This is a genomic window from Psychrobacter sp. TWR1-1-1 (assembly GCF_049895865.1).
In the GTDB taxonomy this organism is placed as follows: Bacteria; Pseudomonadota; Gammaproteobacteria; order Pseudomonadales; family Moraxellaceae; genus Psychrobacter; species Psychrobacter immobilis_A.
The window spans coordinates 64,593-91,494 of record NZ_JAFCTE010000007.1; the positions used below are offsets into that span (position 1 = coordinate 64,593).

Sequence of the window (26,902 nt, forward strand, 5' to 3'; positions counted from 1 at the left end):
ACTTATGCATCATGACTTACAACTGTAGTAAAAAATTCGTCAGCAAGCGTTTGGCACCTTCCGTCGCAAATGACTCTGGGTGAAACTGCACACCTTGAATGGGATAGTCTTTATGCTGTAGTCCCATAATCTCCTCACCTGCTAGCGCAGATTCGGTTAGGCTGAACTCATCATGAGCATTATTGGCGACGACAGCTGTGACAGCCAAGCAATCTGGTAAGGTATCCGCTTTTACCATCAAGGAGTGGTAACGCATGATTTCAATCTCTTGTGGCAAGCCTTGATAGACACCCGCGCCATCATGGCGAATGGAGGATACCTTGCCATGCATCGGCACGCTCGCCCGTACCACATCGCCGCCGAACACATGCGCAATCCCTTGCATACCTAAGCAGACACCCAATAGCGGCGTCGTCTTACCCATGACTTCAATCACTTCGGCACAAATACCGAAGTAGGCAGGGTCGTCAGGAGCGCCAGGGCCCGGTGAAATGATAATGCGGTCAAGATTCATTGCCTGTACATCTGCTAACGTTATCTCATTATTACGTTTAACAATGACGTTCGCGGCTTTATCGCCGTCCATCGTCTGCAAAATCTCACCGATATATTGGTAAAGATTAAAGGTAAAGGAGTCGTAGTTATCTATAATTAAAACATTCATGGGTTATCAACTCTTTGGCAAAATATAAGCAATTTACGGATTCATAAAACTGTCTAATACCACTTTCATGGCAGACAATTTACGCTGAATTTCTAGATATTCATCAGCAGGATTGGAGTCATAGACATTGCCGCCACAGGTCTGCGCATAGGCAGATTCGCCGTTGATGAATAGGCTGCGAATAGGAATGGCAAAAATACAATCACCGTTAAAATTAAACGATCCAAGCGCACCACCATAAGCACCGCGCCCATCTGGTTCTAGCTCATTGATGACTTTAATCGCTTCAACTTTCGGTGCGCCTGACAACGTCCCAGCGGGGAAGTTGCTGGCAAGGGCGCTAAACATATCTTCATTAGGGTGTAAGATTCCGACGATTTCAGACGAGATATGTTGCACGTGAGAGAAGCGTTTGATATCCATGAGACTACGTACTTTGACAGTGCCAAATTGTGCCACACGGCCAATGTCATTGCGATGCAAATCGACCAACATATTGTGCTCGGCAATCTCTTTGGCATCGTTTAGCAATGCACGGGCAAGCTGTCGGTCTTCGATGACATCGACACCGCGCTTGGCAGTACCTGCCAGTGGATAGGTTTCCATCTCACCTTGACGCAAGCGAAATAGCAGCTCTGGTGACGCTCCAATGATGCATTGCTGGGCAAATTTCATAAAATACATATGCGGCGACGGATTGACCGACCGCAATTTCTCATAAATGGGCATTTTATCGCCGGCAATATGGTATTTGGATTTAAAGCCAACCTCACATTGAAAGATACGCCCTGAGATTATGTCTTCTTTGACTTGCATGACGGCTTTAGCGTGCTCTTCTTGGCTCATGCCGTCACCCAAAAACTCAACTGTAGGCGGCTCATAGCTTGGAATTTGCTCATCAAGTAGCGCTTTGATTTGCTCGATGCGATTTTCTTGCTGCGCAGTTGGATAATAAAAGTAGAAAATCTCACCGGTCATCTTATCGAGCGTTAGACCATCCAAATATACGCCAAATTTAAAGGGTTCAAAGTCATCGCTCGCTTTAGTATTGAGACTGGGTTCAAAGAAATTGACACTGTCGTAACCCAAATAACCGACAAGACCACCGCTTTGGTCGCGAGCAATGACGTGCTGCGGCGTAATTTTGCGCAGTAGCTCGTAAGGATTATCCGTTTGATAATGAGTGGTTTCAGCAGTTTTATTATCAGTAATCGCGAGGGTTGTACGATCGATGGCAGCAATGGTCATCACTGGATCAAAACCAATCGCATGATGACGCGCCATATGTCCATCTTCGCCTAATGATTCGAGCAAATAACAGGTCTCAAAAGCGCGCTCAATACGTTTGAACAACGCAAAGAAATCAATATCCTGCGTGAGTTTAATGCGCTGTGGTTTACTAGGTATATCAATAGCAGCAGGTTGGTTAGGTTTTAAGTTAGGAGAGGTCATAACAATATCCAAATTGGTTCAATGATTGATCAAATAAAAATTAAGACAAATTAAAACTCTAGTTTCTAATTAATTAGGCGGCCTTTTCAGCTGTGTCTTTTATGAATGTTTTCTATGAGTAATTAGTAAGGCACTCACATCGTGAACTTGCATGGCTTTGGCGCCGCGCGAGACGGTAGCGATACCGACACCTAGCTGCTCAGATATCTCGCGCTGGGTGACACCGCGCTCCAGCAAGTCAAAAATGCGGATACGATTGGCGATTTCTTGCTGCTCTTTTTCCGTCAATAGCGCACTCAATAGCAGGTCGATAGCGGTGCTGTCATGACAACTGGCTAAATGGCTTAATAAGCTTTGATAAGGGTCTGTGCTCATAACATTCATCTTAATGGAAAAGAAAAGGGAAGCTTACTTCGTTTCAGTATTCTAGTACGATAGTACATAAAAGGCAAGTAGCCTATGTAGATGTTTTGCTACTGCTGTTAAATGGGCACTGTGTTTTGGAAGATGATTATTTATATAGGATGGATCCTACATTCACAATAAAGCCAGCTAATCTTTATTAACTGGCTTTATGTTTATGAATGGTTAACAGCTCGTTTACAGACCCTAATTAAACGGAAGAGTGCTCACTGGCAAGTTCAATTTGCACCTGCCAATCCTCTATATCCAGCTCATAACAGTTTTTGCCTTCACCATTGATACGATCTATCACCAAAAAATCAGAGTCACAACCGAGGGCAAGTAGCGGATGATGCCAGACATTGGCATCGTATTGCACACCTTGATGAGATTGGACATAAAACACGGTCAAATCATCTGCAGACTGTGGCGGCGCACCAGCAGGCGCAACGATGACGATATAATCCTGACCATTCATCGAAAAGAACGCTTGCGTGCCAAACGGATGATATTCCATGACCGATAAGGCAATAGGAAATTCACGCTTTTTGGCGCGGAAGATACTCATGCCGACATCGCCGCCGTCAAGTTTGGCTTCAGCGATGGCGTGATGGCGGCAGGCATAGCCTTTATTGATATGGTAGCTATTTTCAGGCGTCTGTGCTTCCTTGTCATAGGGTTCGATTACGGTGCCGTAGGGCGCAAACTCAGCTTTGGTTAAAGGTCTTGCAACGATCGTAGTCTTCATAAGAGTACTCATGACTTTGCCTTACTTTTGGTGATCACTGTTTATAATTGCTATGAGCTACTTTGCCATAAGCCCGTACGCGAATTAAATCAACATCTGGGAATAAATGACATATTCGAATGAACGATTATGCCGCTATATTGCTCATCGTTCTGAATGCTTTGTTGTTCTGATTATTATTGTTCTTGCGCAGGGCTTATCGTGCTGGGCGAATAAACGGCATATGACGATTCACGTCTTTGTATAGTAAGTATCTAAATGGACCAGGTCCGCCAGCGTAACAAGATTGTGGGCAGAATGCGCGTAGCCACATAAAGTCGCCTGCCTCAACTTCTACCCATTCACCATTTAAGTGATAGACGGCTTTACCTTCTAGGACATATAAACCATGTTCCATGACATGAGTTTCATCAAATGGAATCACGCCACCTGGTTGGAAAGTCACGATATTCACATGCATGTCGTGACGCATATCAGACTGCTCGGTAAATCTGGTGGTTGCCCATACGCCATCAGTACCCGGCATCTCAATTGCTTCAACATCGTGATCGCTGGTTACAAAGGCTTCAGGCACATCAATTCCTTCACAGTGTTGATAAGCTTTACGAATCCAATGGAATTTAACGTGCGTGTCGCTATTGTTTTTTAGCGACCATTTGCAGCCAGGTGGTAAGAATGCATAACCACCTGATTCAAGATGATGCGACACGCCTTCGATAGTCATGTCCATTTCGCCTTCAACGATGAATATAACCCCTTCAGCGTTTGCATCTAGCTCAGGCTTTTCTGAGCCGCCATTAGGCTCAACTTCAACGATATACTGTGAAAAAGTCTCAGAGAAACCTGAAAGTGGGCGTGCAAGCACCCACATGCGCATACCTGTCCAAAACGGCAGATAGCTAATAACAATGTCGGTCAGTACACGTTTGGGAATAATTGCATAAGCTTCGGTGAAGATAGCGCGATCAGATAGCAGTTGTGTTTGTGGAGGTAATCCGCCAGTGGGTGCGTAATAAGTACTCTTTGTTGACATTGTTGATGTTCCTTAGTGGTGTTGTGCCGCAATAAATTTGTGTCTAAACGTATGGTTACATCCAGTTTGCAGTGTTATCGGCAGTGGCTGGATGGTTTTTATACCAGTGTTTGGCAATGTCATCACGGCGGCATACCCACACATCGGGCTTGCTGGTGATATATTGCAAAAACTTTTTGAGGGCAACGATGCGACCGGCGCGACCAATGATGCGGCAGTGCAAACCGATTGTCAGCATCTTGGGTGTGTGTGCGCCTTCCTCGTATAAGGTATCAAAGCTGTCTTTTAAGTATTGATAAAAAGGCTCGGCGTTGGTAAAGCCTGGGCTTGATGCAAAGCGCATGTCATTGGTCTCTAAGGTATAGGGAATGACCAAATGCGGCTTACGAGCGATTTTGTTACCGTCTTCTACTTTGACATTGAGCCAGTAAGGGAACTCATCCGCGTAAGAGTCTGAGTCATAAATATAGCCACCTTGTTCGGCGACCAACTCACGAGTATTCGGGCTATCTCGTCCCGTGTACCAACCAAGCGGCTGACCACCGATCATGCGTTCGAATATTTCAGTGGCACGGCGCACATGCTCGCGCTCGGTCTCGCGGTACATATTTTGATAAGTAATCCAGCGTAGACCGTGACTGGCGATTTCGTGCCCATCTTCTAATACTCGCTCGATAATATGCGGTGTTTTTTCGGCAGCAGCAGCGCAAGTGAAGGTCGTAATAGGCAAACCATATTCTTTAAAAGTGTCTAATACTCGCCAAACACCCACACGGCTACCATACTCAAATGCCGACTCAATCGACTGATGACGATTGTTAAACTCTGGCGTACCCAAGACATCCGATAAAAACCGCTCTGATTGACCGTCACCATGAATCACGCTATTTTCTGCGCCTTCTTCGATATTGAGGACGAACTGTACAGCGATTTTAGCGCTGCCTGGCCAGCTGGCTTTTGGCGGCTTGTCAGCATAGCCTTTTAAGTCGCGAGGGTAGGCGTCTTGATTGAAATCGCTGATTATTTTTTTGGTCATTGTCAATATATCCTAAATATTTTAAAGCAACTTAAGTCAATTAAAGCAAAATAAGGCGTAACTTTGGATCCATATAATATTTATCTACGGCCTTTATTTATAACCCTGATGCATAAGCCACCATTTGCTGACGTTCTTCATCCGTCAATTTTGTGAGATTACCCAGTGGCATATAGCCTGTTTGTACAGCAGTGACGATTTTTGCTTTATGAGTTTTCATGTCGGTTGGTGTCTGCAAGATGATACCAGCTGGCGGCGCGGCAAATCCTTGCTGAGTAGGCTGAGCGGCATGGCACGTGCTACAGCGCGTGTGCACGACATCCATAATGGCATCATCAGCAGAGGCAGTTACTGGCACGACGTCGGCAGTGATATTTTCATTTGAGGCTGCATCAGTGCTTATAGTAGAATCGTCGACTGCACTAGCAGTAGTTGTTGGTGGCACATTATCTGGTGTCGCCGTTTCAGCAGCGGCTGCAGCAGTGACAGCAGTGACAGCAGGTAATGGCTCAATTGGTTCTGGGCGCATCCAAATAATTAATAATACGGTTAAGACAGCAGGGATGACCAAATAACGCGGCTTATGATTGTCCAAGTGCTTTTGGTTAAAATAGTGACGTACAATAGCCGTGATGATACCCACAAATACCAATACCAACCAGCCGTGAGCATGAGAGTACATCATCGGATAATGGTTGCTAATCATGGTAAAGATCAGCGGTAAGGTAAAATAGTTGTTCATCAGCGAGCGGTTTTTTGCTTGTAGTGCCAAGTCCGCTACTTCTTTGCCTGGTTTTTCGCCACGCCTCACGCATTCTACCAGCGCTCGTTGCGCAGGCATGATGCCAAAGAACACATTACCTGCCATCACAGTACCTAAGATTGCACCGATATGAATGAACGAAGCACGGTCACTAAATAGCTGATAAGAACCCCAGCAGGCGATGATTAATAGGATAAAAATAATGGTGCTAAAAATAAAGGAGTTTTTGCCTAAATGGCTGCGGACAATCACCTCATAAATAAAATAGCTGCCGAATAAAAACAACAAACTGGTCGAAATGGCACCGATACTACTACCAAAATCGACTTTGCTGGGATCAATCAAGTAGGCAGTCGCATTGGCATAATAGACGATAGAGAGCATCGCCATACCCGTCAGCCAAGTGGTATAAGCTTCCCATTTAAACCAGTGCAGGGTCTTTGGCATCTCTTCGGGCTCAAGCTTATATTTGGCAATTTCATAAAAGCCGCCACCATGTACCGCCCATAAGTCGCCTGAAATGCCTTTGTCAGCCTTCCACTGTGGTGGTTTACGTAAACTAAGATCTAGCCAAACAAAGTAAAAAGACGCACCAATCCATGCCACGCCAGCGATGACGTGGAACCAGCGAAAAAATAAGTTAAACCAATCGAGATAATAAGCGCCCATGTTGCAAATGTCCTTTTTACAATTTTCTTTTGTTCAGCTTTTTTCAATCTTTCGACGCGTTTTGCTATGGCGACGTGCTTTTATGATGTTCTTTTATATGGTGATGCTACATAACTACATAACTACATAACTAAGAGCCGCGGTATGTGCTGTAGCCATGTGCGCTAAGCAGTAGCGGTACATGATAGTGACCGTTATCACTTATTATAAAATCGATGACTACTTGTGGATAAAAAGCCGTGAGATTTTGTGCATCGAAATAAGACTGGGTATCAAAGGTTAAGGTATAACGACCAACATCTAAGTGATATTCAGCAATATCAATCGTTGGGTCAAAAGACCAGCTATCTGGTGCCACGCGTCCATCCGCGTTGGTGACGCCATTGGCTAATAGAGATGCCTCGCCACTTGTGCTCACGCGATCTAGCGTCACGGTAATACCAGCGGCTGGTTTGCCCAAATGGGTATCTAAAATATGCGATGAGAGAGTACCTGACATAATAATTCCTTTTATATAAATGAGTCAGATGGGCTGAATGCGTTAAGCGTCACTCAGCAGTTTCTGTAAACGTAAGCGGGTGATTTTATTTTGCTCAGCCGCCGCATTGACCAGCTCAGTAGCGCGATCATTGGGCAGGCGTGCTAACAATAAATCGAGCATTTGCTGCGCGCTCTTACCGGTAGCAAATACGATAAAGATAAAGCCAAATTTATCAAGGTAGTCTTGATTGCCTTGTGCCAAAGCTTCAATCACCTCGTCATTGGCATCATTGGCACCTGACTGCTCATGGGCAGCACTGTCTTGAGTATTGCGGTATTTTTCTTTTAACGAGTCGACATTGCCGATTTGTGGATGACCATCAAAAGCCTCTAGTAACTGGGCTTCTGCTGTCTGTGCTTGTGCCCAAGCATCATCACTATGAGCAAGTAATGTAGATATATCAGCAAAAGGACGTTTTTTTTCTAAAGCCTGCGCCCAATGGGTGCTGGTACAGCAGGTCAATAGATGTGAAATTGCCTCAGCTGTTGAGAGCTCATTAAACTGCTGTAAAGATAATTTCACTATGACATCCTTTTCTTTGCTGACAAAAGCGGTGGAGTAACATTTCTCGATAACATCTCATGCTAAAGTAGTATTTATCGATTAATAATTGGTTTACTATGAGCTATTCTGCTTAAACCTGACCATTTGGTCAACTACTTTATGCAAATATTTTATTTAGGCTGGTGATATTCCATAAAAATTAGCATATGAATCCAGTTATTGGCTGGGATATGGCTCTTTATTCATCACAATAATGACAGGTAACATTAATCATGGCTCAACATAACGATATAGAACCACAAGCCGCGTCTGACGCACCTGTACAGCGCAATCAGCAAGATATCCGCGCCCACAATCAAACCGTCATTTTGGCGGCGGCAGAAGAGGAGTTCGTGCTGCAAGGTTTCCGCGGTGCGACGATGCAAGGTATTGCCGATAGAGCTGAGCTGCCAAAAGCCAACGTGCATTACTACTTTAAGAATAAAAAAAATCTGTACCAAGCAGTGCTGCATTCTATTATTCAAGAGTGGAACGATGGCTTGGTCGCTATGAGTGTCGATAGTGACCCTAAAACGGTCATCGAAAAGTTTGTCCGTACCAAATTGCATCAAGCGTTTGCTCATCCCAATCGCCATAAATTATTTGCGCTGGAAGTCATTGGCGGTGCCCCGCACCTGCATGAATTTATGTCGGCGACCATGAAGGCGTGGGCGCTAGACAAGGCACAAGTGATGAAAACTTGGCATGAGCAAGGCAAAATTGGCATCGCTGACCCTTTACAGCTATTGATTTTGATTTGGGCAACGACGCAGCGATATGCGGAATTTGAGACGGAAATCGTTGGTTTGATGGAAAAGAGTGAGTACGATCAGCAGGATGAAGCGCGGGCGGCAGACTTTTTAGTGCCGTTTATTTTGCGTGGCTGTGGTCTTGAGTAGTGCTTATGTACTATTATTTTACGTCTATAACGTGCCATTAATACGAAAGTACTTTAAATGCTTTCGTATTAATGAGAACTAAAAGAGTCAATGTTCAGAACCAGAACCAAGAACAGCAAGGCTGATTGGTAAAGAGTTTGACTATTCTAACGTACGTTTAAGAAGCCTTTTGTCTAAGAGGCTTTAGACCGTCATCCAGATGCTGTTCTGCCGTATCAAATTCGACACCGTAGTTTTTGGGCAAAATCATATCGAGAGTAATGGCCACAATACCTGACATAGTAACCGCCGAACCAAAGATATTACGGAAAAGCTGAGGCGCTTGTGCGAATACATCAGGTACAAAAGCCACGCCCATAGACAGACCTAGCGAAGTGGCAATGATTAAGATATTGCGATGGGTAAAGTTGACCGTTGATAGGATGCGAATACCAGCGGTTGCTACCGTTGCAAACATCAATAACGTCACGCCGCCAACGACTGGTTTTGGCAATTGGGTAAAGATAGCACCCAAAATAGGAAATAGCCCCATAGTGAACAAGATAGCCCCAACATAAAAGCCCACATAGCGACTGGCAATACCAGTCATCTGAATCACGCCGTTGTTTTGGCTAAAAGTCGTCACAGGGAACGTGTTAAACACCGCCGCAATTAATGAGTTGACACCGTCTCCCAATACGCCACCTTTAATACGTTTTTCGTATAAAGGTCCTTTGATGGGTTCGCCCGATATCATCGAAGTCGCCGTCAAATCACCCGAGGTTTCAATACTGGTAATGACATACATAAAGGCGATAGGAATAAAAGCCTGCCAATCAAACCCAAAGCCAAACTTGAATGGCACAGGTAGCGTAAAGATAGGGGCGTCAGAGACCAAAGAGAAATCAATACGTCCCATAAGAATGGCTGCGATCAGACCAAGCATCAACCCTATAAAAATAGCACTGGAGCGAATGACTTTATTATTAACAATACTAATCAATACCACACTGACCAAGACCCCGCCACCGAGCAGCAGATTCTGTATACTCCCGAAATCTTCAGCGCCCACGCCGCCTGCCAAATCCGTCAGACCAACCTTGGTTAATGACAGACCGATAGTCACAATCACACAACCCGTCACGATAGGGCTCATCAGAGATTTGAGTCTGGTGATGAATTGGCTTAAGAAAATCTCAACGAAGGCACCAAGAAAGGAGACGCCAAAGATAACAGAGAGAATCTCCTCCGGACTCCCCCCTTTGTTTTTTACCACAAAACCTGCCGCCAATACCGCGGCCAAGAAGCCAAAACTGGTTCCTTGTAATGCCATAAGACCTGAACCTACTGGTCCAACTTTATGCGTCTGAATAAAGGTAGCGACCCCTGATACCATCAATGACATGCTGATGAGATAAGGGATATGTTCCCCCAAACCCAAGACGCCGCCTATGATTAATGAGGGGGTGATGATACCGACAAAGCTGGCAAGTACGTGTTGTACTGCGCCCAAAAAGGCTTTTGTAGGGGTAGGGCGGTCATGCAATCCGTATAGTAAATCGGGGTTCCCTTGAATGTGTTCGCTCATCTTGGCTTCCTCCTAAAGTGACTTTTAGTCCAAGCTCTGTGGAGAGAGCTAAGCATTGTGATGAGTTTAGAGATGGATATCGACACACCGTTTATCTTCATATTGCTTAGTTGTCTCACAAAGAGTCGCACTTATCCTTGTGCTAATAAATATCAGCAGCTAGCTATTATTTATCAATATGACTAATAGTCGTAGGTTTAAACCTGACTAATTGGTCAACTATCTAAGGGTATAGTGAAAGGGTTGGCTATTGCAACGTTTTTTTTCATGTTGATGGCTTTATTTCTTAAATAATAACAGTCTATTAGACGAACATAGCGCAGCGGATTTGGTTTGCTGGCTATTTCTACTCGTCTAAAAACAGTAAGCAACAAAACGGAATAAGTCAGCCAGATTTAGCGCTATTTTTTAATATTAGATTTCTCGCATTTATTATTGCCAAATTGTTAGTACTTCGTTATTATGCCTCTCACTATTAAAATGCTAATAATTATCATTAACATTGTTATTCGTATGAAAGACTTTAGCTTTGTCAAGACTCTAATCGTCTAAAAAATGGTTTTCAATAATAAGCGGTGCAACTGCCACAAGCTGTGCTCAACAGTAAATAGCTCTTAAAAATTCTAATTTGTGATAGTCAATAAGGTGAGTGTGTTATGCGTGAAGTAAAGTTATCAAAACTATCTAGTCAAATGACGGTATTGTCCATGGGCGTGGCAGCGGTATTATGGTCACAAGCAGTCAGTGCAGCACCTGCAGAAGACATGCCAAGCACCACGTTGCAGACCATTACGGTGACAGCCAATAGCTCAGTACGTGATAAAGTGCAAACCGATTCTGTTTACATAGAAGACTATACGCCAGCGCAGCAAGCCAGCCATTTGAGCGATTTTTTGAATGTCGTTCCTGGGGTTACGGTAGGTGGTACCTCTGCGGTCAATCAGCGTATTCGTATTCGTGGTCTTGAAGACAGCAACCTAAAAGTCACTATCGATGGGGCGCGTCAAGAAGGCAAACTTTTTTATCATATGGGTGACATTACTATTGACCCTGACTTGCTAAAACAAGCGGATGTGGCGGTGGGTAACAATTCTGTCACGCTCGGTAATGATGCCTTAGGCGGCGCGGTCGCGTTTGAAACGGTAGATGCTGCAGATTTATTAAAGCCCGGTCAAAAGATTGGTGCCAAGCTAAAAGCCGGTTATGCCAGTAATAATGATGAGCTATTGACGTCAGCCACCGTTTTTGGCGCACCGTCTGATAATGTGGATTTATTGGCGTATTATGGCAAGCGTGATACCAGCTCAGGTGAAGACGGCGACGGCCGTGAGTTGTTTGAAGACAGTGAGAGCGAGAGCTTCTTATTAAAAGCCGGTGCTTATGTTGGTGATGACCATCATGTAGGCGCAAGCTTTAGCCGTACTGATAAAGAAGGGGTTTTTCCATTCCGCCCAGACTTTCCGAGTCGCTCTGAGCCACCGATTCCGCAACAGGTGAAGCGCGATACTTATACGCTCGATCATAACTTTAATCCAGCAAACTCACTCATTGACGTTGATACCACCGTTTATCAAACCGAAACGCAAATTTTACGTGATAATGGTATTGAGGCTGTTTCAGGGTATGATTGGGACGCAAAAGTAAAAACCACAGGTGTTAAGATTGAAAACACCAGTGTGATTGATGCAGCCTCAGGACGCCATAAATTGATCGCAGGGGTAGAACATTATAAAAAGCAGTCAGACTTTTATAGCGCTGAAGACCGAACAACAAAACTGCCGGTATCAGGAAAAGACAGCGCCAAAAACACCTCAGTGTATCTAGAAGACCAATGGCAAATGGGCAAACTGACGCTGACGCCAGGCGTGCGTTATGACCGTTACGAGGCACCAGAATTTATTGCTGGTGGTAAAACGTATGACAATGTCGTCGGTGCGCTAGCAGCCAGCTACGAGATTGCGCCACGTACGCAAGTGTTTGCTAGCTATACCCAGTTATTTAACGGCCCAGACTTAAGCCAAACCATTTTTAATTCAAATGGTGACAAAACTTACGTTAATAATGACTTAAAAGCAGAAGAAGGGTCTAATGCTGAAGTGGGTATCGTTACAACGTTACGCGACCTAACGGTAGCTGGTGATGCACTACAACTAAGCGGTAAGTACTTTGAAACTGATATCGAAAACTACATCGAATTTGTTCGTTCCGGCGGAACTCGCGCTGGCTTAGACTGTGTCACTGGACAATCAGGTGGTGAATGTCAAGGCGTCATCAATAAAGATGAAGATTATAAAATTAAAGGGGTTGAGCTCGCTGCCGACTATAAAATGAATAACTTTAGTATGGGTTTGAGCTATTCACGCGCACGCAGCGAAGGTGAAAAAACGGGCTACAGCATTCCTTCAGTGACTGGAAGCAGCTCAGAATCAGGCGATAAATATATGGTCAATCTGGCTTATGCCCCAACAGAGACCACAGATATCGGCTGGCGCAGTACGTATGTTGCTTCAGTGATGCCGAATACGTCTGAAAATGATATTGAAAAACCAAGCTATAATGTTCATGATATCTTTATGAACTATTCGCCAAAACAAGTTGATGGATTAAAAGCCACGCTTGGCGTTTACAATCTTTTTGATGAAGCTTATGCGAGCCACTCATCTCGTCTAAATCCGATTGATGATGTTGCTACTGACTTTGAGAAAGGTCGTAATATTAAAGCGTCATTGACATATCAGTTCTAATCTTATTGTCACTTGATGATAGATGAAAGGGCCAGCTGTCTGTATAGGATAGCTGGCTTTTTTATGGTCAGTAAATGATGAAGCATGTGATAGCAATTACAACTTTTTGTAAATACCAATCAAAATAACCAATGAATAAAGAAACGATGAATAAAAAAATCATACTAATGACTTCATTTCCCCTTACGTTGCGTCAGAGCTGTTTATGGATTCATCGTTATACTGGGCTTGCGATGGCAGCTTTTTTGATCATTGCTGGTATCACGGGCACGCTATTGGCGTTTCATGATGAGCTAGATGATGTGTTTAATCACAAGCTGGCAAATATTGAAGCGCAACACAAGCCGCCACTACCGATCGCCTCACTGCATGATGCTGTTATCAGTGCCTATCCACAGTATCAATTTTCTAGTATGCCAACGTCAGTAGAGCCTAACAAATCAGCGGTTTTTTCGGTAGATAGAACGCGAGGTCAGGCAGCAGATAATGCTCCTAAAGCCCCATTTCAAGAGGTATATGTCGATCCCTTTACGAGTGAAATCATCGGTACGCGTGATAAAGAGGCGTGGGCATGGCGCAATACGATGTACAAGGTATTCTGGTTGCACCGAGATTTATTGCTAGGTGATATCGGCAAATTAATACTGGGTATCGTGTCTTTAATCTGGACGATTAATTGCTTTATTGGCTTTTATTTAACCTTTCCAAGAGCAGTTAGCGCCAATAAATCTCAACAAGCCGCATTGAGAAAACCATCTGGCAAACCCCGCGCTTCATTTTTTAAACGCTGGCTACCTGCTTGGAAAATCCGCCGAAAAACCAATACTTTTAAGCTCAATTATGATTTGCATCATGCGTTTGGCTTATGGCTCTGGCTCATGTTGTTTGTCATTGCATGGTCGAGTGTTGGTTTTAATTTAAAACCGATATATCAGCCTGCAATGCAAGCGCTAGTAGGACTTGAAGGTAGAGATGAAGGCAAAGAAAAGAAACAAAATAAGCCTGCGATAAATACTGAATCTAGTAGTGATGAGGCGACTACTATTGGCACTAATATGAACAGTACTAATAAGGTAGACAAGGCTAATAGTATTGCTTATTTAAGCAGGCAGGCAGAGATAGCCGCGCAAAAAAATGGCGTCAGCGTCCAGCAGCTATTGGGAGTGCGTTGGGTAGAAGAGGACAATCAATGGCAAATGCGCTTTAAAACCAATAAAGATATCGGTAAAAAAGGCGGTGCGTCATCTATCACGGTTGACGCCGCAACAGGCAATGTCGAGCGTGTTAATTTTGGGTATCAAAGCTCATTTGGTAATCAAGCTGATCAATGGATGGCAACGCTACACATGGGGCATATCAGCCATGGCGTAGGTCATTTATTGTATCAAATATTTTTAGCATTGACGGGGTTAGCCGTGGCGGTTTTATCTGGCACAGGTGTTTATCTGTGGGTCAAAGGGCGTCAAAGTCGGTTAAAGCAAAGGCAAAAATTGACGGTTAAAGACAACTCTTTGAAGCGATTACGCGAAACCAGCCATTAAAGAGCAACTATAAGATATGCTGTACTTAAACCATATCCATAATAATGATGATGCAACCTTCAGAGGTCAAGGTGGTAACGTCAATATTACAGAGTACAGCTATCTTTGATAGTATTTATTAAGGTCGCTAACTAAAGCTTTAATTGCAAAAATATACTGTAGGCTATCCCAACGGTAAAGAGCAAGGAGGCAAATAGCTCACCTAGCATGACATTTCTATGCCAGCTATTATTTTCATCATAGTTTTTTGTGTAATCTACTGAAGCAATATTTTGAGTAAAATCCATCGGAATAACCAACAATCTTAGAACATACAAAGTCATGCCTAACCAAAACAGCGTATCTGCTATCTCTTTATTCACAGCGTAATGCAGGCACAGGCAAAAGCTAATGATTAAAATTAATAGGGATAAGTTTTTGTAATTTATCCATCGATGATTTAATAGGATTTTATGCACCAACAATTCCTTTTATTGTTTGCAAAGCTCTATACTTAAACCGCATCGACAATCACTGGGCGACCTTGATGACTGAGCACGGTAACATCGACGTTATACAGATCCTTCATGGTTGCTTGGGTGATGACCTCTGCAGGTTGACCGACAGCCATTACCTGACCCTCTTTCATAGTGACCACGGTATCGGCGAACTGCGCAGCTTGATTGATATCGTGCAGCACAATGACCACGGTTTTTTGCTGGCTATGACTCAATTCGCGCAGCTCACGCATCAGGCGACCAGCATGATACATATCTAAATTATTGAGCGGCTCATCGAGCAATAAGTAAGGCGTATCTTGGCAAACAATCATTGCAATCAATACTCGCTGACGCTGACCACCTGATAGTGTCGATAAAAAACGCTCGGCTAATGGCGCAAGCTCAAAACGTTCGATAATCTCGTTTACTTTTTGCTGATCATCTGCGGTTGGCTGTCCTTGATGGTAAGGGTAACGACCAAACATCAGCAGCTCATGTACGCGAAGTCGTCCTTGTACTTGGTTGTCTTGTCCAAGCATCGCCACAGTTTTAGACAAAGTTCGCGCATGACAACTAACAATATCACGTTCCTCATTATCTACAGCGAAACTGACCTGTCCCGACTGTAGCGGTTGCAAGCGTGCCATGACCGAAAATAAAGTAGATTTACCTGCGCCATTGGGACCAATCAGGGCAATCACTTGTGCGCTTGGTAACGACAACGTAATGTTATGAAGAATTTGCTGTTTGCCAATATGGTGCGAGATGTTATTGAGTTTAATCATAGTGGTTCTTATTTTTACAAAGGATCTGATTTTTCATTACTATATCAATGGTTTTTAGATGATTGGCTACTAGGTCAGTGATGATTAAATAAGCACGATATTAACGACGCTGAGTCATAAAAATCAATATTAAGAATACCAAGCCACCAGCCAATTCAATGACGACCGATAGCACACCCGCCATGCCCAATAGTTGCTCAAATATCGTCTGACCGAGTACCAAGCAAATCATCGCCACTAAACTGACCAATATCAGGCGCTCGCTGTGATACATATGGCGAGCGATACGATTGGTTAGCGCACAAACCAACAGCCCAAAGAAAGTCACTGGACCGACCAATGAGGTTGCCGTGGCGACCAATACCGCAATGACCGTTAATAGCCCAAATGCCAAGCGTTGATAGTTGATACCGAGGTTAATGGCTTGTGATTTGCCAAGCATCAATACGTCACATTGATAACGCCAGCGCCAGATAAACAGTGCGCTAATGGCACAGATAACAATGCTGATACCAAGCAGCTGAGGATTGACCGTATTAAATTGCGCGTAACTGGCAGATTGCACGACGACGAAATCATCAGGATTGATCAATCTGGCAATCAGGGCTGATAAGCTACGAAACAAGACCCCAAAGATAACGCCGACCAATATCAGTCGCGTCAGATCCTGACTGCTTTTTGAAAACAGCAGCTTAAATAACAATAATGACGCGCCAAACATTAAAACAATTTCTAGAGTGAATTTGGCAAGAGGATTGATACTGGTAAAACTTATTGCCCCCAAAAAGAAAACCAACAGGCTTTGTAATAAAACGTATAGCGAGTCAAAGCCCAGCAATGACGGCGTCAGGATAGGGTTGTGCGTTAAAGTCTGAAACAATAAGGTCGATACGCCAATCGCATACCCGACGACCATTAACGCCAGTAACTTTTTACCTCGTAGTGGTAGCGCAAAGTCCCAATGCCCGTTGACATTGACTGTCAAAAATAGGATGGTTGAGATCAGCAATATGATAGCGGCAATGGATTTTGGGTGACCAGCTATAAATGTCCAGAGTCGCGCAACAAAACTTTGTCCAAAAGTAGTTTTGTCGTTATTTTCTGAAGCACTGTCATCTATAGTGTTATTGGCTGTGGCGCTAGGCTTAGACGGTGAAAACATGCGTAAATCCTATAGTGCTAGGCTTATCTAATCAGACAAAACAACGATAAAAGAGAGAGAAGAGGCAAAGAGGTTTGATCAGTCATTATGAATAAAAACTTTATGGCGAGTTATTTTATTGTTCAGCAGGTGCACGTAATAATAGCCATAAAAACAGTACCGTACCGACTACCCCAAAAACCGTCGCAACAGGCACTTCAAATGGATAGCGAATCGAGCGCCCAATAATATCGCACAATAGCACTGCCGAAGCGCCCAATAATGCCACCGCTGGTAAGCTACGGCGCAATTTATCTCCCATCAATCGGCTGACGATATTAGGCACGACCAAACCAATAAAAGGAATCATGCCAACGGTGACAACGACAACCGCACTCATCATCGCCACCATACCAACGCCAACCCACGTCACTTGTCGTTTGCTGATGCCTAAATTCAGCGCGATATTGTCACCCAAACCGACGATGGTCAGCTTGTCAGCAATGATATACGCCAGCACGCACAATCCGCCTGTCAGCCATAACAGCTCGTAACGACCTGCTAAGACGCCAGAGAAATCACCAAACTGCCAAACGCTGAGCATCTGTAACGATTCTGTTTGATAGGCGATAAAGGTCGTCACTGCCTCGATAATGCCACCGAAGACGATACCAATTAGCGGGATCATCAAAAAATCCGTCGGCGGAATACGATGAATCAGCAGCATAAACAGCATCATGCCAAATACTGCGGCGATGGTAGCCACGCCCATTTTGACAATGAGCGCACTGGCTGGAAATAGCAGACTAACCACCAATAATCCCAGTGCGGCGCTTTGAGTTGCACCGACCATCGATGGCTCAACGAAGCGGTTTTTGAGCACCACTTGAATAATCATCCCAGCAACTGCCATGGAAACACCGGTCAAGATAATAGCGATGGTACGCGGTAGGCGACTGACCAGTAGCAGTGAGCTATCGGAGTTGGCGCTATGGTTGATAAGGCTGTGAAATATACCTGACCATGAAAAATCAGCCACCCCAATTGATAAGCTTAATAACACCAAAAGCCCCATAATAATGAGGCTGCCCGTGTTGATGACCCACGGCGGTATAGAAGCACGGCGATTTTTAGAACTTAGACCATGGCTTGCGCTTTTTTGCCAACTCGTTGATGCGGCTGGTAAAGTAGGGCGGGCTTTAACGCTGGTCTGCGCACGAGAGGAAAATAATGGCATATCAGCTACTGGCTTAAAGTTAGGGTTGGCAACTGACAGTGATGACAGTTGCCTAAAAACGAATGACGCTTATTTAACATGTTGCTTGTGTAGCATATTGCTTATTTAACGCATCATTTATTTAGCGTTAGCAAAAGCCTCTTTAATGGTCGTCAAATCCTGCATCCATTGATAATAACCGCCAAAGGCAAGATATGAGTCTGGGCTAAGGTAAACCACTTGATTTTTACTCCATGCGTTGGTTTGCGCGACCAATGGATTGTCCAATACGGCTTTGGCACCAGCACCATCTTCACCAATGGCGGCACTGCGATCGACGACGAATAACCAGTCTGGATTGGTTTTTTGGATGTATTCAAACGAGATTGGCTGACCGTGGCGCGCATCGGCGATTTGGTCATCTGCCATCGGAATATCTAGCACGGTATGGATAAAACCGTAGCGGGATTTGTCGCCGTAGGCAGACAGCTTATTGCCATTGACCATGACCACTAAGCCTTTACCTCTATCTTTGGTTAATGTTTTGGTCTCATCAATGAGCCCATCGATATTACCTTGCAGTTTCGCTGCTTGAGCACTTTTACCGAACAATGCACCCAAATCATGCAAACGCTGCTTGCTCGATTCATAGATATTTGCAGTATCAATCGTCATGTCGAGCGTTGGCGCAATACTGGACAGCGCATCATATTTTTCTGCCATGCGTGAGCCGACCAAGATAGCTTGCGGCTGCATCGCGTTCAACGCCTCAAGATCTGGCTCAAATACGGTGCCGACAGTTTTTGGTTCAGGCTGTGTCTTAGATTGTAAATTGTCTAATTTCAGACCGCTTGGCATGCCATCGACAGCAACATCAAGCGCGGCCAAATCCTGCATCAATGTCATATCATAGACCACCAACGGCGATGGATTCATTGCCAAGTCGACATTGCCTTTTACCGTGTCGACCGTGATTTTTTCAACAGAGACCGCATCGTTATTAGCGACATTCGAGGCATGATCTGCTGTTTGATTTTCAGTCTTAGCGTCAGCGGGCTCGGAGTCGTTAGATTCAGGTGAGCTACAACCTGTCACACTGATCGTAGCAACTAGAGCGGTCACCATAGCAGTCAGTAAAGGTCGTTTGAAAAAAGGAGTAGAGCGGTTAGGCAATAAAATAATAGACATAAATAACTCGGTATATCAGCTGGTTGGACAAAGGATGTATCAAATAATCGGTCATATAAAAGTAAAAAGCACTTCATCGATGTAACGCTTCACACCATACAATGCTCGACGGTATTACTTTTGACGTTATGATTTTTTATGGTTTGTTTTTACGCTTAGCTATTGAGACGTTCAACACGCCTTAATATCTTGAGATTTTGTAATCTTAAAAATTCGCAGTCGATTAGGGGCTATGATAAATTAATTGAGACTCATTATCAATACAAATGATAATGGTTTTTATTACGTCACTTTATTACATGGGGTTTGACTGCCTTGGCACAATAAGCATGCATAGCGATATTTGAGAAAGGGTGGTCGAATGCCTAGGCAAATTTTGCTTATTAATAACGCTAAATGATTGGCCGATCATTTGCCTGCTAAGCAAAATTATTATAAATTTATTATTGATAATAATTATCGTTTGCATTATTATCTACGCCAATCTACCTCAGTTAATGAATATTAGGGTGTTATGAGTTCAACGGATTTAGACGCGCCACCACTTAAATTGATACTCGCAGCTCTTATTATAGTTGTGGGCTTGCACGTGCTGACGGCAGTTGCATTGGTGGCGATCAAGACGCCTGAGATAAAAGTTGAACCAAAAAAAGACACACCACCTATCGAGATAGAGATGGTGACGTTACCTGTCAAAACAGCCGTCCCTGAAGTAGAAAAAGTTCAGGAAGTAACGCCCAAAAAAGCAGTGCCTAAAACAGAGTCAAAACCTGAACCTAAAAAACAAGCACCGTCAAAACCTAAAGTAGCTCCAGTAGTGAAGGCTAAGCAAAATACACCAGAAAAACCGGTGGTAAAAGCCAAAAAGGCTGATATAGCACCTGTCGTAAAAGTAGAAAAAAAGAAGCCGGATATTATTAAAAAAGAGGTGTCGAAAAAGCCAATAGTAGAATCGAAAGTCGATACCTCAATGGCTGATAGTCAACGTGAAGCTGAAGAACGACGTAAGATTCTAGCAGCAGAATCACAAAAGGCCGCTCAAGAAGCCCATGATAGAGCAGTGCAAGACGCTAAGAGAATAGCCGATGCCAAGGCTGCCCGAGAAGCTCAAGCCGAAGCGAATGCCAGAAAAGCAGCAGAAGACAAAGCGGCTAAAGATGCCGCGCAAAAAGCAGCAGCCGCTGCAAGTAATGAACCTGTGAGCTTTACTGCTAGTGCTGCAGACTGGGCATCAACGCCAAACTTTAGCTTTCCTACTCGAGCCGCTCGTAGAGCATCTTCGGGTGATACATTCAAAGTGGTATTGATATTAAGAGTGAATAAGCAGGGCGGTATTGATAGTGCCCGGGTTGCTCAATCTTCAGGCAATTCAATAGTAGATAAAGAGGCAAAGCGTCAAGTAAGCTCTGGAAAATTCAGACCTTTTACTAAAAATGGCGTACCCGTCGTCGGTAATGTGACATTACCTGTTACTTATAATGTGCCATAAATACATGGTTATTAGTACCAAGCATCGGCGCAATCGCAAATAATCGGACAATGGTAATAAAATACAAAGGAGTCTGACATGGACTTTATGCAATACTGGCAAATCAGCGACATGGTGACAAAAACTTTGTTCTTTTTGTTGCTTGCTTTATCTATTCTTTCTTGGGTGACAGGCATCATTCGTGTGCTACAAAGCCGCAAATTGGCCGCCAATGTTGCAGATGATTTGAGTCAACAGATTCAAGTAAAACAGGCTGAGATGATAGCAGCAGATGCCACTACTCGCCGTTTGGTTACTGAGCAGATCTTGCTCAAGCATATTGGTCGTTACCGTTTTGCCAGTGAGCGCGGCTTACCTATTCTTGGGACGACGGCCGCAATTGCGCCATTTATCGGTTTGTTTGGGACGGTATGGGGAATTTTTCATGCGCTACATAACATTGGCATGAGTGGGCAAGCAGGCTTGGGACAAGTAGCAGGGCCAGTCGGTGAGGCACTTATCATGACAGGTTTGGGGATCGCCGTGGCGATTCCAGCCGTGGTATTTTATAACCTTGCAGTGCGTATCAATCGCCGTGTGATGTATCACGCCAACGATAGAGCGCATGACTTATTGGCACGTTCTGCCGAAATGGTCGTTACCCAGCAGCCGTTAACAGACAGCAAATCGACTGTTACCCAAGATTCGCTAGCAAAGGGTATGCACTCAAACACAGCAGATGCTCAGCAAGTGACTCATTATCATAATTCAGCCGCGTCGCAGCCTTAACGACTATCCATTGATGGGGCAGTTCGTTAGGCGATAGCCAAGCGAGCTATATTGCGAATAACCAAATGTATTGAGAGTAATTATGGCATTTCAATTGGGTGATGATGACAGTCAAAGCATGAGTGAGATGAACCTCATTCCGCTTATCGACATCATGCTGGTATTGATGATTATATTTCTATTAACGGCGACCGTACTGAATCCGACAGTGCCACTAGAGTTACCGAAGACCAGCGCTGCGTTAAATGAGGCGCCACCAGAGGCTATTCAAATTAGCATCGATAAAGACGCAGGGATATTTTGGGACAGCGATGCGATTAGCATGGAGGAGTTAGAGGCACGGTTACAGCAGCAAAGTGCTGGAGGTAAAGACCCTTCTGTACAATTGCGTGCTGACAAAGACAGTAAGTATGACACGGTCGCTCAAGTACTAGCCGCTGCCAGTCAAGCAGGACTTACAAAGATAGCCTTTGTCAATGAATAAGGCGAGTCTATAAACGATATGATTATCATATGATGTTTGTTAGATAGCCAACCATCAAAAAGGTAGCTAATATAATAATAAAACAAAAATAATAAACTTTTCTCCAGCCTCAATGAGTACTTAAACCTCAAATTAAGTACTCATTGGGGTTTTCTTTTTACCAGCCATAGCCAAAGGGATGATAGCCGTAACCAAAGCGCCCAGGCCCGTAGCCAAACGGATAAGGCGAACGTAGGTAATCGAGATCACGTTGGCGGATATAGTAGTAACGTCCTTGCGCGTAAGCTTCTTCTAGCTTTTCGATGCCTTCGAGCGGACAAACGGGCTGCCAGTCGTAGCCTTCGCGACCAAGTTTATAAGCATTGAGCTCGGTGCAGTAGCTTTTGAGACCTTGCTGTCGCCCTTGCTCCCATTGTATGCGGTTGGGCATGGGACCACCTACCTTTGCGCAGCTATCAGCGTAATGACCGAAATAAGCACCTGAACGCCCTTGTAAGCCATCAGCATAGCCGACTTCTTGCCAGTTGCTTTCCTGACATTGCTGCGGGGTAAGATTTTGCGTCGTTGCACAGCCTGACAGGGTAAATAAGGCAGCGCCTACTAGCGAGAGGGTAAGTCCAGTTTTACTCATGAGTTTATGGACACGTTTGCTCGCTAGTGAAGCGGTCGATGAGTTTCGCTTAAGAAGATAATTCATAATAAACCTGCGCGCGTTTAAAATTATGGTTTATCATAGCACTTTTTGATGCTGACAACTTTTTGTATCTCATTATTATGCTGTTTTTTATTCGAGTTAAGTGTTTGATCTATTAGCACATATAGCCAAGCCATCGAGATTCGAAAACGTGAGTGGTTGGTGATTATCAACTTATCATGCTTGATTTTTAACGGTTCGTGCTCATTATAAGCTTCTATATAGTAGGCAGTATTTAGACAATCATTCGTGAAACAGCCGCTCATTAGAACGCTACTGCTTAGAAAATGACTGGTTAAAAAGTTACTGTTCAAACAATCAATGATTACTTTTTTATAGTTAGCTGGGCAATCACTGTCTTTGTTGTAGCATGTCGTATAGATAGTAGCGGTTTTATTTTTTAGTACATTTTCATTTATCCAAAAGGCCGGACCATCATGGGAACATTCATTGGCGTTATCATTGTACTATTTGTATTAGGGAGTATGATGGCGCTCAAACCTAACGGTATCGATCAGCGTTTGGATAAGCTGCGCATGACCGCGCGTCGTTTGCAATTGAATCCAAAGCTGGTGAGTTGTCCTGATTGGATCAAAGGTAAAGACAACGAATATGGGCGTGGAATGTTAGCTCAATACTGTTTAGTGTTAGATAATGTGCAGCTGCCGCACACGCGCTATCAAGTGATTGATGGGCAATGGCGACCAGATAGTAGTTTTGTCGATACAAGCAAAGATGATGTTAAGCTCACGATTCCAAGTGCGATTCGTGCTAATAACAGCGCTAATAATACGATTATCAAGAAGACCAATTTTAGCTTGGATAAAACATCGCTAGATTTGCCAGTCAGTATTGAGCCGTTTGTTAAAGGTTTGCTGACTAAGGCCAATAGTATCGTGATTTATTGGGAAGATATCGCTTATGTGCGTCCTTCATCCAATCCCACTTATCAGCAAAAATTGATTGAAGCAGATTTATTGGTACTCAAAAAACAGCTTGAACAATGGGCGTCAGAGATGCAAAAGCGCCTATAAAACGGCTACAAGGTAGAAAATAATTTTTTAATCTCCATTTATAAGCAATATGCAAGCACTTTTGGCAAACTCTCAGTCATTTACAGTTGACAGTGTAACGCTTAGCAGTGTAACGTCTTTATAACTGACTCTTTATCTTATGATTATTGTTTGTTTTATAAACGTTTTTTTAAGCAGCTATTACTATAATGATTCACCGCGCTACTATAACTCACAATTATAAATTGCCATGCTGCTGTATTTATTCTTACTTTTAATTTACTCATATAATAATGGTGTCGTCACATATGGCAAAAACCGCAACCAAAAAAAGTCCAGCGCCCGCTGCTGGTAATCCCAAAGGCAGTCCAAAGGGCAAGTCTTTGGTGATTGTAGAATCACCTGCCAAGGCAAAAACAATCAATAAATACCTTGGCGATGACTTTATCGTGCGCTCCAGTATTGGTCATGTCCGTGATCTACCAGTTGGCGCAAGCAAAAGTGCAAAAAAACCAACAACGACCAAAAAAGATGACAGTCTAAGCAAAGAAGAAAAAACCCAGCAAGCCTTGGTACGGCGCATGGGCGTCGATCCAGAACATGACTGGGCAGCAGTTTATGAAGTATTACCAAATAAAACTAAGGTCATTAAAGAGCTTAAAGCCTTAGCTAAAGACGCTGACAAAATCTATCTGGCAACGGATATGGATAGAGAGGGGGAGGCGATTGCGTGGCATCTTAAAGAAGTCATCGGCGGCGCTGACAGTAAGTATGAGCGTGTGGTTTTTAACGAGATTACCAAATCAGCCATTCAAAATGCCTTTAAGCAGCCATCCAAACTCGATATCGACCGTGTCAATGCCCAACAAGCGCGGCGCTTTTTAGACCGTGTCGTTGGCTTTATGGTATCGCCGCTGCTGTGGCAAAAGGTCGCTCGCGGTCTCTCTGCAGGTCGCGTTCAGTCCGTTGCTATGCGTCTGGTCGTAGAAAGAGAACATGAAATTCGCGCCTTTATACCAGAAGAGTATTGGCAAATTCATGCCGATACTCACGTTGCCAGTAGCAAAAAGGACGCTGAGCAAATTGCGATTCGCTTAGAGGCGACCAAGCAAGGCGGCAAGACGCTTAAGCTAGTCAATAAAGAGCAGACAGATAAAGTCTTAGAAATTCTTAACTCAAGTGACTTTATCGTCAAAGAGCGTGAAGAGAAGCCAACGCAGTCGCGTCCGAGTGCGCCATTTATCACCTCGACATTACAGCAAGCAGCCAGCACACGATTGGGCTTTTCAGTTAAAAAGACCATGATTTTGGCACAGCGCTTATATGAAGCGGGTCATATTACTTATATGCGTACCGACTCGACTTTCTTATCTGGTGATGCACTTTCTGCGGTACGTGGCTATATCGAAGACAGCTATGGCGCAAAATACGTACCAGAAAAGCCAAATTTCTACGGCAACAAACAAGGCGCACAAGAGGCGCATGAGGCGATTCGTCCATCTAACGTCAATATGAAGTCAACGCAGCTTAAAGGGGTTGAGCGTGATGCCATCCGCCTGTACGAGCTGATTTGGCGTCAGTTTGTCGCTTGTCAGATGCTGCCAGCAAAATACTTGTCAGTGAATCTATTCGTCGCTGCCAATGATGTCGAGTTAAAAGCACGTGGTCGTACGTTAGAATTTGATGGTTACACCAAGGTTATGCCACCAGCGAAGACTGACGATACCTTATTACCAGATGTCAAAAAAGGCGATAAACTAATACTAGATAAGCTCGATCCGAGTCAGCATTTCACCAAGCCGCCACCGCGCTATACCGAGGCAAGTTTGGTGAAAGAGCTTGAGAAAAAAGGCATCGGTCGTCCATCAACTTATGCGTCTATCATCTCGACCATTCAAGATCGCGGCTATGTGAAGCTTGAGAACAAGCGCCTGTTTGCTGAAAAAATGGGTGATATCGTTACCGACAGGCTAACCGCAAGCTTCCCAGATTTGATGGATTATACCTTTACTGCCGCGCTAGAAGACAAGCTTGATCATGTGGCAGAAGGTGATACAGATTGGAAAGATGTCCTCGATAATTTCTATGGCGACTTCAAAACAACGCTTGATCGCGCCAAAGAAAAAGACGGCATGCGTCCAAATGATCCAACTGACGTACCAGACGTGCATTGCGATCTTTGCGATCGTCCAATGCAATTACGTACTGGCTCAACGGGGGTATTCTTAGGGTGTACTGGCTATAATTTACCGCCAAAAGAGCGCTGTAAAGGCACTAAGAATTTAATGCCCGTCGAAGCTTTTGCCAATCTTGATGAGGCAGAAGGTGATGATGAAGCGGCAGAAGTTCGCGATTTGATGGAGAAAAAGCGTTGCCCGAAATGTAGCACGGCAATGAATGGTTATATCGTCGATGGCGGTCTGAAGCTGCATGTGTGTGGTAACAATCCTGATTGTGATGGTTATGTCTTAGAAGAAGGCAAGTTCGAAGTGCCTGGCTCTGATTCTCCAACTATTGACTGTAATAAGTGCGATGGACAAATGGAGCTAAAGACGGGACGTTTTGGTCCTTACTTCGCTTGTCAGCAATGTGATAATACCCGTAAAGTGTTAAAAACAGGCGAAGCCGCACCGCCGCGTATGGATCCTATTCATCTGCCAGAGCTGAAATCAACCAAGCACGATGATTACTTTATCTTGCGTGAAGGGGCAGCTGGGATGTTCTTGGCAGCGTCTAAATTCCCGAAAGTGCGCGAGACACGTGCACCCAAGCTGGCTGAGTTACGCGAAATCAAAGATAAAATGGAAGATAAATTCCAGTATCTGTTTGAAGGTCCAGATGAAGATCCAGATGGTAATCCCACCATCTTACGCTGGTCACGTAAGAAGAAAGAGCAATATATCGGCTCTGAGAAAAATGGCAAGGCCACACGTTGGGGTGTGTATTGGCGTAATGGCAAATGGGTAGAGGAGTAAGTCTGTCTTACTTTTATCATCAATCGCTTTAAATAAAAAAACCTCTTAGATAATCTAAGAGGTTTTTT

General features: G+C 44.1%; 24 protein-coding genes. 8 read left to right on the top strand and 16 right to left on the bottom strand.

Going from position 1 to position 26,902, the window contains the following annotated elements; all coding sequences use genetic code 11:
- Nucleotides 1–16 precede the first annotated feature (16 nt).
- From ACP69U_RS08590 to uraD, 9 genes are all read right to left on the bottom strand, one after another.
- A complete protein-coding gene (locus tag ACP69U_RS08590) occupies nucleotides 17–664 on the bottom strand; it encodes an anthranilate synthase component II (RefSeq protein WP_426138307.1) in 648 nt (215 codons plus the stop codon).
- A 33-nt stretch (nucleotides 665–697) separates the two neighbouring features.
- Complete coding sequence (locus ACP69U_RS08595; RefSeq protein WP_426138308.1) at nucleotides 698–2,116, bottom strand: anthranilate synthase component I family protein; 1,419 nt, start codon at nucleotides 2,114–2,116, stop codon at nucleotides 698–700.
- Between the two features lie 99 nt (nucleotides 2,117–2,215).
- Nucleotides 2,216–2,491, bottom strand: coding sequence for a Trp family transcriptional regulator (locus tag ACP69U_RS08600; protein ID WP_055124613.1), 276 nt, complete (start codon nucleotides 2,489–2,491; stop codon nucleotides 2,216–2,218).
- A 238-nt stretch (nucleotides 2,492–2,729) separates the two neighbouring features.
- Entirely contained in the window at nucleotides 2,730–3,278 is a 549-nt protein-coding gene (locus ACP69U_RS08605; protein WP_227676499.1) for an ureidoglycolate lyase, read from the bottom strand.
- A gap of 184 nt (nucleotides 3,279–3,462) precedes the next feature.
- Nucleotides 3,463–4,299 (bottom strand): bifunctional allantoicase/(S)-ureidoglycine aminohydrolase, encoded by an 837-nt coding sequence (locus ACP69U_RS08610; protein ID WP_426138309.1) that lies wholly within the window; start codon nucleotides 4,297–4,299, stop codon nucleotides 3,463–3,465.
- Between the two features lie 55 nt (nucleotides 4,300–4,354).
- Entirely contained in the window at nucleotides 4,355–5,335 is a 981-nt protein-coding gene (gene puuE / locus ACP69U_RS08615) for an allantoinase PuuE (protein WP_426138310.1), read from the bottom strand.
- Between the two features lie 97 nt (nucleotides 5,336–5,432).
- The gene (locus tag ACP69U_RS08620; protein ID WP_314884248.1) at nucleotides 5,433–6,767 is read right to left on the bottom strand and encodes a urate hydroxylase PuuD; all 1,335 of its coding nucleotides are present in this window, start codon (nucleotides 6,765–6,767) and stop codon (nucleotides 5,433–5,435) included.
- Between the two features lie 130 nt (nucleotides 6,768–6,897).
- A complete protein-coding gene (uraH, locus tag ACP69U_RS08625; RefSeq protein WP_270894383.1) occupies nucleotides 6,898–7,266 on the bottom strand; it encodes a hydroxyisourate hydrolase in 369 nt (122 codons plus the stop codon).
- Nucleotides 7,267–7,308: 42 nt separating this feature from the next.
- The gene (gene uraD, locus ACP69U_RS08630; RefSeq protein WP_045453217.1) at nucleotides 7,309–7,830 is read right to left on the bottom strand and encodes a 2-oxo-4-hydroxy-4-carboxy-5-ureidoimidazoline decarboxylase; all 522 of its coding nucleotides are present in this window, start codon (nucleotides 7,828–7,830) and stop codon (nucleotides 7,309–7,311) included.
- Nucleotides 7,831–8,084: 254 nt separating this feature from the next.
- On the opposite strand from uraD, the gene ACP69U_RS08635 reads away from it, so the two are divergent.
- Nucleotides 8,085–8,750: a TetR/AcrR family transcriptional regulator gene (locus tag ACP69U_RS08635; protein WP_055124609.1), complete on the top strand. Its 666-nt coding sequence runs from the start codon at nucleotides 8,085–8,087 to the stop codon at nucleotides 8,748–8,750.
- Between the two features lie 157 nt (nucleotides 8,751–8,907).
- Here ACP69U_RS08635 and ACP69U_RS08640 read toward each other — a convergent pair whose 3' ends face one another.
- A complete protein-coding gene (locus tag ACP69U_RS08640) occupies nucleotides 8,908–10,317 on the bottom strand; it encodes a uracil-xanthine permease family protein (protein ID WP_270894380.1) in 1,410 nt (469 codons plus the stop codon).
- Between the two features lie 656 nt (nucleotides 10,318–10,973).
- Between ACP69U_RS08640 and ACP69U_RS08645 the strand changes: the two genes are divergently transcribed.
- Both ACP69U_RS08645 and ACP69U_RS08650 read left to right on the top strand, forming a co-directional pair.
- Nucleotides 10,974–13,061 (top strand): TonB-dependent receptor domain-containing protein, encoded by a 2,088-nt coding sequence (locus ACP69U_RS08645; protein ID WP_426138311.1) that lies wholly within the window; start codon nucleotides 10,974–10,976, stop codon nucleotides 13,059–13,061.
- Nucleotides 13,062–13,228: 167 nt separating this feature from the next.
- Nucleotides 13,229–14,602: a PepSY-associated TM helix domain-containing protein gene (locus ACP69U_RS08650; RefSeq protein WP_314884250.1), complete on the top strand. Its 1,374-nt coding sequence runs from the start codon at nucleotides 13,229–13,231 to the stop codon at nucleotides 14,600–14,602.
- A gap of 131 nt (nucleotides 14,603–14,733) precedes the next feature.
- Here the strand turns inward: ACP69U_RS08650 and ACP69U_RS08655 are convergent, their stop codons facing one another.
- The 5 genes from ACP69U_RS08655 to ACP69U_RS08675 form a co-directional block, all read right to left on the bottom strand.
- The gene (locus ACP69U_RS08655; protein ID WP_314884251.1) at nucleotides 14,734–14,889 is read right to left on the bottom strand and encodes a hypothetical protein; all 156 of its coding nucleotides are present in this window, start codon (nucleotides 14,887–14,889) and stop codon (nucleotides 14,734–14,736) included.
- Nucleotides 14,890–15,095: 206 nt separating this feature from the next.
- The gene (locus tag ACP69U_RS08660; protein WP_314884252.1) at nucleotides 15,096–15,866 is read right to left on the bottom strand and encodes an ABC transporter ATP-binding protein; all 771 of its coding nucleotides are present in this window, start codon (nucleotides 15,864–15,866) and stop codon (nucleotides 15,096–15,098) included.
- A gap of 100 nt (nucleotides 15,867–15,966) precedes the next feature.
- Entirely contained in the window at nucleotides 15,967–17,028 is a 1,062-nt protein-coding gene (locus ACP69U_RS08665) for an iron chelate uptake ABC transporter family permease subunit (protein ID WP_314884253.1), read from the bottom strand.
- Nucleotides 17,029–17,143: 115 nt separating this feature from the next.
- The gene (locus tag ACP69U_RS08670; protein WP_265089717.1) at nucleotides 17,144–18,244 is read right to left on the bottom strand and encodes an ABC transporter permease; all 1,101 of its coding nucleotides are present in this window, start codon (nucleotides 18,242–18,244) and stop codon (nucleotides 17,144–17,146) included.
- A 117-nt stretch (nucleotides 18,245–18,361) separates the two neighbouring features.
- Nucleotides 18,362–19,411, bottom strand: coding sequence for a siderophore ABC transporter substrate-binding protein (locus ACP69U_RS08675; RefSeq protein WP_314884254.1), 1,050 nt, complete (start codon nucleotides 19,409–19,411; stop codon nucleotides 18,362–18,364).
- Between the two features lie 514 nt (nucleotides 19,412–19,925).
- On the opposite strand from ACP69U_RS08675, the gene ACP69U_RS08680 reads away from it, so the two are divergent.
- The 3 genes from ACP69U_RS08680 to ACP69U_RS08690 all read left to right on the top strand — a co-directional run bounded on the left by ACP69U_RS08680 (nucleotide 19,926) and on the right by ACP69U_RS08690 (nucleotide 22,152).
- A complete protein-coding gene (locus ACP69U_RS08680) occupies nucleotides 19,926–20,900 on the top strand; it encodes a TonB family protein (protein WP_426138312.1) in 975 nt (324 codons plus the stop codon).
- A 78-nt stretch (nucleotides 20,901–20,978) separates the two neighbouring features.
- Nucleotides 20,979–21,668: a MotA/TolQ/ExbB proton channel family protein gene (locus ACP69U_RS08685; protein WP_426138313.1), complete on the top strand. Its 690-nt coding sequence runs from the start codon at nucleotides 20,979–20,981 to the stop codon at nucleotides 21,666–21,668.
- Nucleotides 21,669–21,750: 82 nt separating this feature from the next.
- Nucleotides 21,751–22,152: an ExbD/TolR family protein gene (locus ACP69U_RS08690; RefSeq protein ID WP_045444454.1), complete on the top strand. Its 402-nt coding sequence runs from the start codon at nucleotides 21,751–21,753 to the stop codon at nucleotides 22,150–22,152.
- Nucleotides 22,153–22,309: 157 nt separating this feature from the next.
- Here the strand turns inward: ACP69U_RS08690 and ACP69U_RS08695 are convergent, their stop codons facing one another.
- Nucleotides 22,310–22,849: a DUF2799 domain-containing protein gene (locus tag ACP69U_RS08695; protein ID WP_426138315.1), complete on the bottom strand. Its 540-nt coding sequence runs from the start codon at nucleotides 22,847–22,849 to the stop codon at nucleotides 22,310–22,312.
- Between the two features lie 434 nt (nucleotides 22,850–23,283).
- Between ACP69U_RS08695 and ACP69U_RS08700 the strand changes: the two genes are divergently transcribed.
- Both ACP69U_RS08700 and topA read left to right on the top strand, forming a co-directional pair.
- Nucleotides 23,284–23,880 (top strand): hypothetical protein, encoded by a 597-nt coding sequence (locus tag ACP69U_RS08700; RefSeq protein ID WP_314884259.1) that lies wholly within the window; start codon nucleotides 23,284–23,286, stop codon nucleotides 23,878–23,880.
- A gap of 287 nt (nucleotides 23,881–24,167) precedes the next feature.
- Nucleotides 24,168–26,834 carry a type I DNA topoisomerase gene (gene topA, locus ACP69U_RS08705; protein ID WP_314884260.1) on the top strand — a complete coding sequence of 889 codons (2,667 nt, stop codon included), beginning with the start codon at nucleotides 24,168–24,170 and terminating at the stop codon, nucleotides 26,832–26,834.
- Nucleotides 26,835–26,902: the final 68 nt, after the last annotated feature.

What these genes read in the sequence shown, in the direction of transcription:
- topA (WP_314884260.1), top strand. Translation starts at nt 24,168, where the DNA reads ATGGCAAAAACCGCAACCAAAAAAAGTCCAGCGCCCGCTGCTGGTAAT.
- uraH (WP_270894383.1), bottom strand. Translation starts at nt 7,266, where the DNA reads ATGTCAGGTACTCTCTCATCGCATATTTTAGATACCCATTTGGGCAAA.
- ACP69U_RS08640 (WP_270894380.1), bottom strand. Translation starts at nt 10,317, where the DNA reads ATGAGCGAACACATTCAAGGGAACCCCGATTTACTATACGGATTGCAT.
- ACP69U_RS08650 (WP_314884250.1), top strand. Translation starts at nt 13,229, where the DNA reads ATGACTTCATTTCCCCTTACGTTGCGTCAGAGCTGTTTATGGATTCAT.
- ACP69U_RS08590 (WP_426138307.1), bottom strand. Translation starts at nt 664, where the DNA reads ATGAATGTTTTAATTATAGATAACTACGACTCCTTTACCTTTAATCTT.
- ACP69U_RS08700 (WP_314884259.1), top strand. Translation starts at nt 23,284, where the DNA reads ATGGGAACATTCATTGGCGTTATCATTGTACTATTTGTATTAGGGAGT.
- ACP69U_RS08685 (WP_426138313.1), top strand. Translation starts at nt 20,979, where the DNA reads ATGGACTTTATGCAATACTGGCAAATCAGCGACATGGTGACAAAAACT.
- ACP69U_RS08600 (WP_055124613.1), bottom strand. Translation starts at nt 2,491, where the DNA reads ATGAGCACAGACCCTTATCAAAGCTTATTAAGCCATTTAGCCAGTTGT.
- ACP69U_RS08655 (WP_314884251.1), bottom strand. Translation starts at nt 14,889, where the DNA reads ATGGATTTTACTCAAAATATTGCTTCAGTAGATTACACAAAAAACTAT.
- ACP69U_RS08605 (WP_227676499.1), bottom strand. Translation starts at nt 3,278, where the DNA reads ATGAGTACTCTTATGAAGACTACGATCGTTGCAAGACCTTTAACCAAA.
- ACP69U_RS08670 (WP_265089717.1), bottom strand. Translation starts at nt 18,244, where the DNA reads ATGCCATTATTTTCCTCTCGTGCGCAGACCAGCGTTAAAGCCCGCCCT.
- ACP69U_RS08620 (WP_314884248.1), bottom strand. Translation starts at nt 6,767, where the DNA reads ATGGGCGCTTATTATCTCGATTGGTTTAACTTATTTTTTCGCTGGTTC.
- ACP69U_RS08635 (WP_055124609.1), top strand. Translation starts at nt 8,085, where the DNA reads ATGGCTCAACATAACGATATAGAACCACAAGCCGCGTCTGACGCACCT.
- ACP69U_RS08645 (WP_426138311.1), top strand. Translation starts at nt 10,974, where the DNA reads ATGCGTGAAGTAAAGTTATCAAAACTATCTAGTCAAATGACGGTATTG.
- ACP69U_RS08695 (WP_426138315.1), bottom strand. Translation starts at nt 22,849, where the DNA reads ATGAATTATCTTCTTAAGCGAAACTCATCGACCGCTTCACTAGCGAGC.
- ACP69U_RS08690 (WP_045444454.1), top strand. Translation starts at nt 21,751, where the DNA reads ATGGCATTTCAATTGGGTGATGATGACAGTCAAAGCATGAGTGAGATG.
- ACP69U_RS08680 (WP_426138312.1), top strand. Translation starts at nt 19,926, where the DNA reads ATGAGTTCAACGGATTTAGACGCGCCACCACTTAAATTGATACTCGCA.
- ACP69U_RS08595 (WP_426138308.1), bottom strand. Translation starts at nt 2,116, where the DNA reads ATGACCTCTCCTAACTTAAAACCTAACCAACCTGCTGCTATTGATATA.
- puuE (WP_426138310.1), bottom strand. Translation starts at nt 5,335, where the DNA reads ATGACCAAAAAAATAATCAGCGATTTCAATCAAGACGCCTACCCTCGC.
- ACP69U_RS08665 (WP_314884253.1), bottom strand. Translation starts at nt 17,028, where the DNA reads ATGTTTTCACCGTCTAAGCCTAGCGCCACAGCCAATAACACTATAGAT.
- ACP69U_RS08675 (WP_314884254.1), bottom strand. Translation starts at nt 19,411, where the DNA reads ATGTCTATTATTTTATTGCCTAACCGCTCTACTCCTTTTTTCAAACGA.
- ACP69U_RS08660 (WP_314884252.1), bottom strand. Translation starts at nt 15,866, where the DNA reads ATGATTAAACTCAATAACATCTCGCACCATATTGGCAAACAGCAAATT.
- ACP69U_RS08610 (WP_426138309.1), bottom strand. Translation starts at nt 4,299, where the DNA reads ATGTCAACAAAGAGTACTTATTACGCACCCACTGGCGGATTACCTCCA.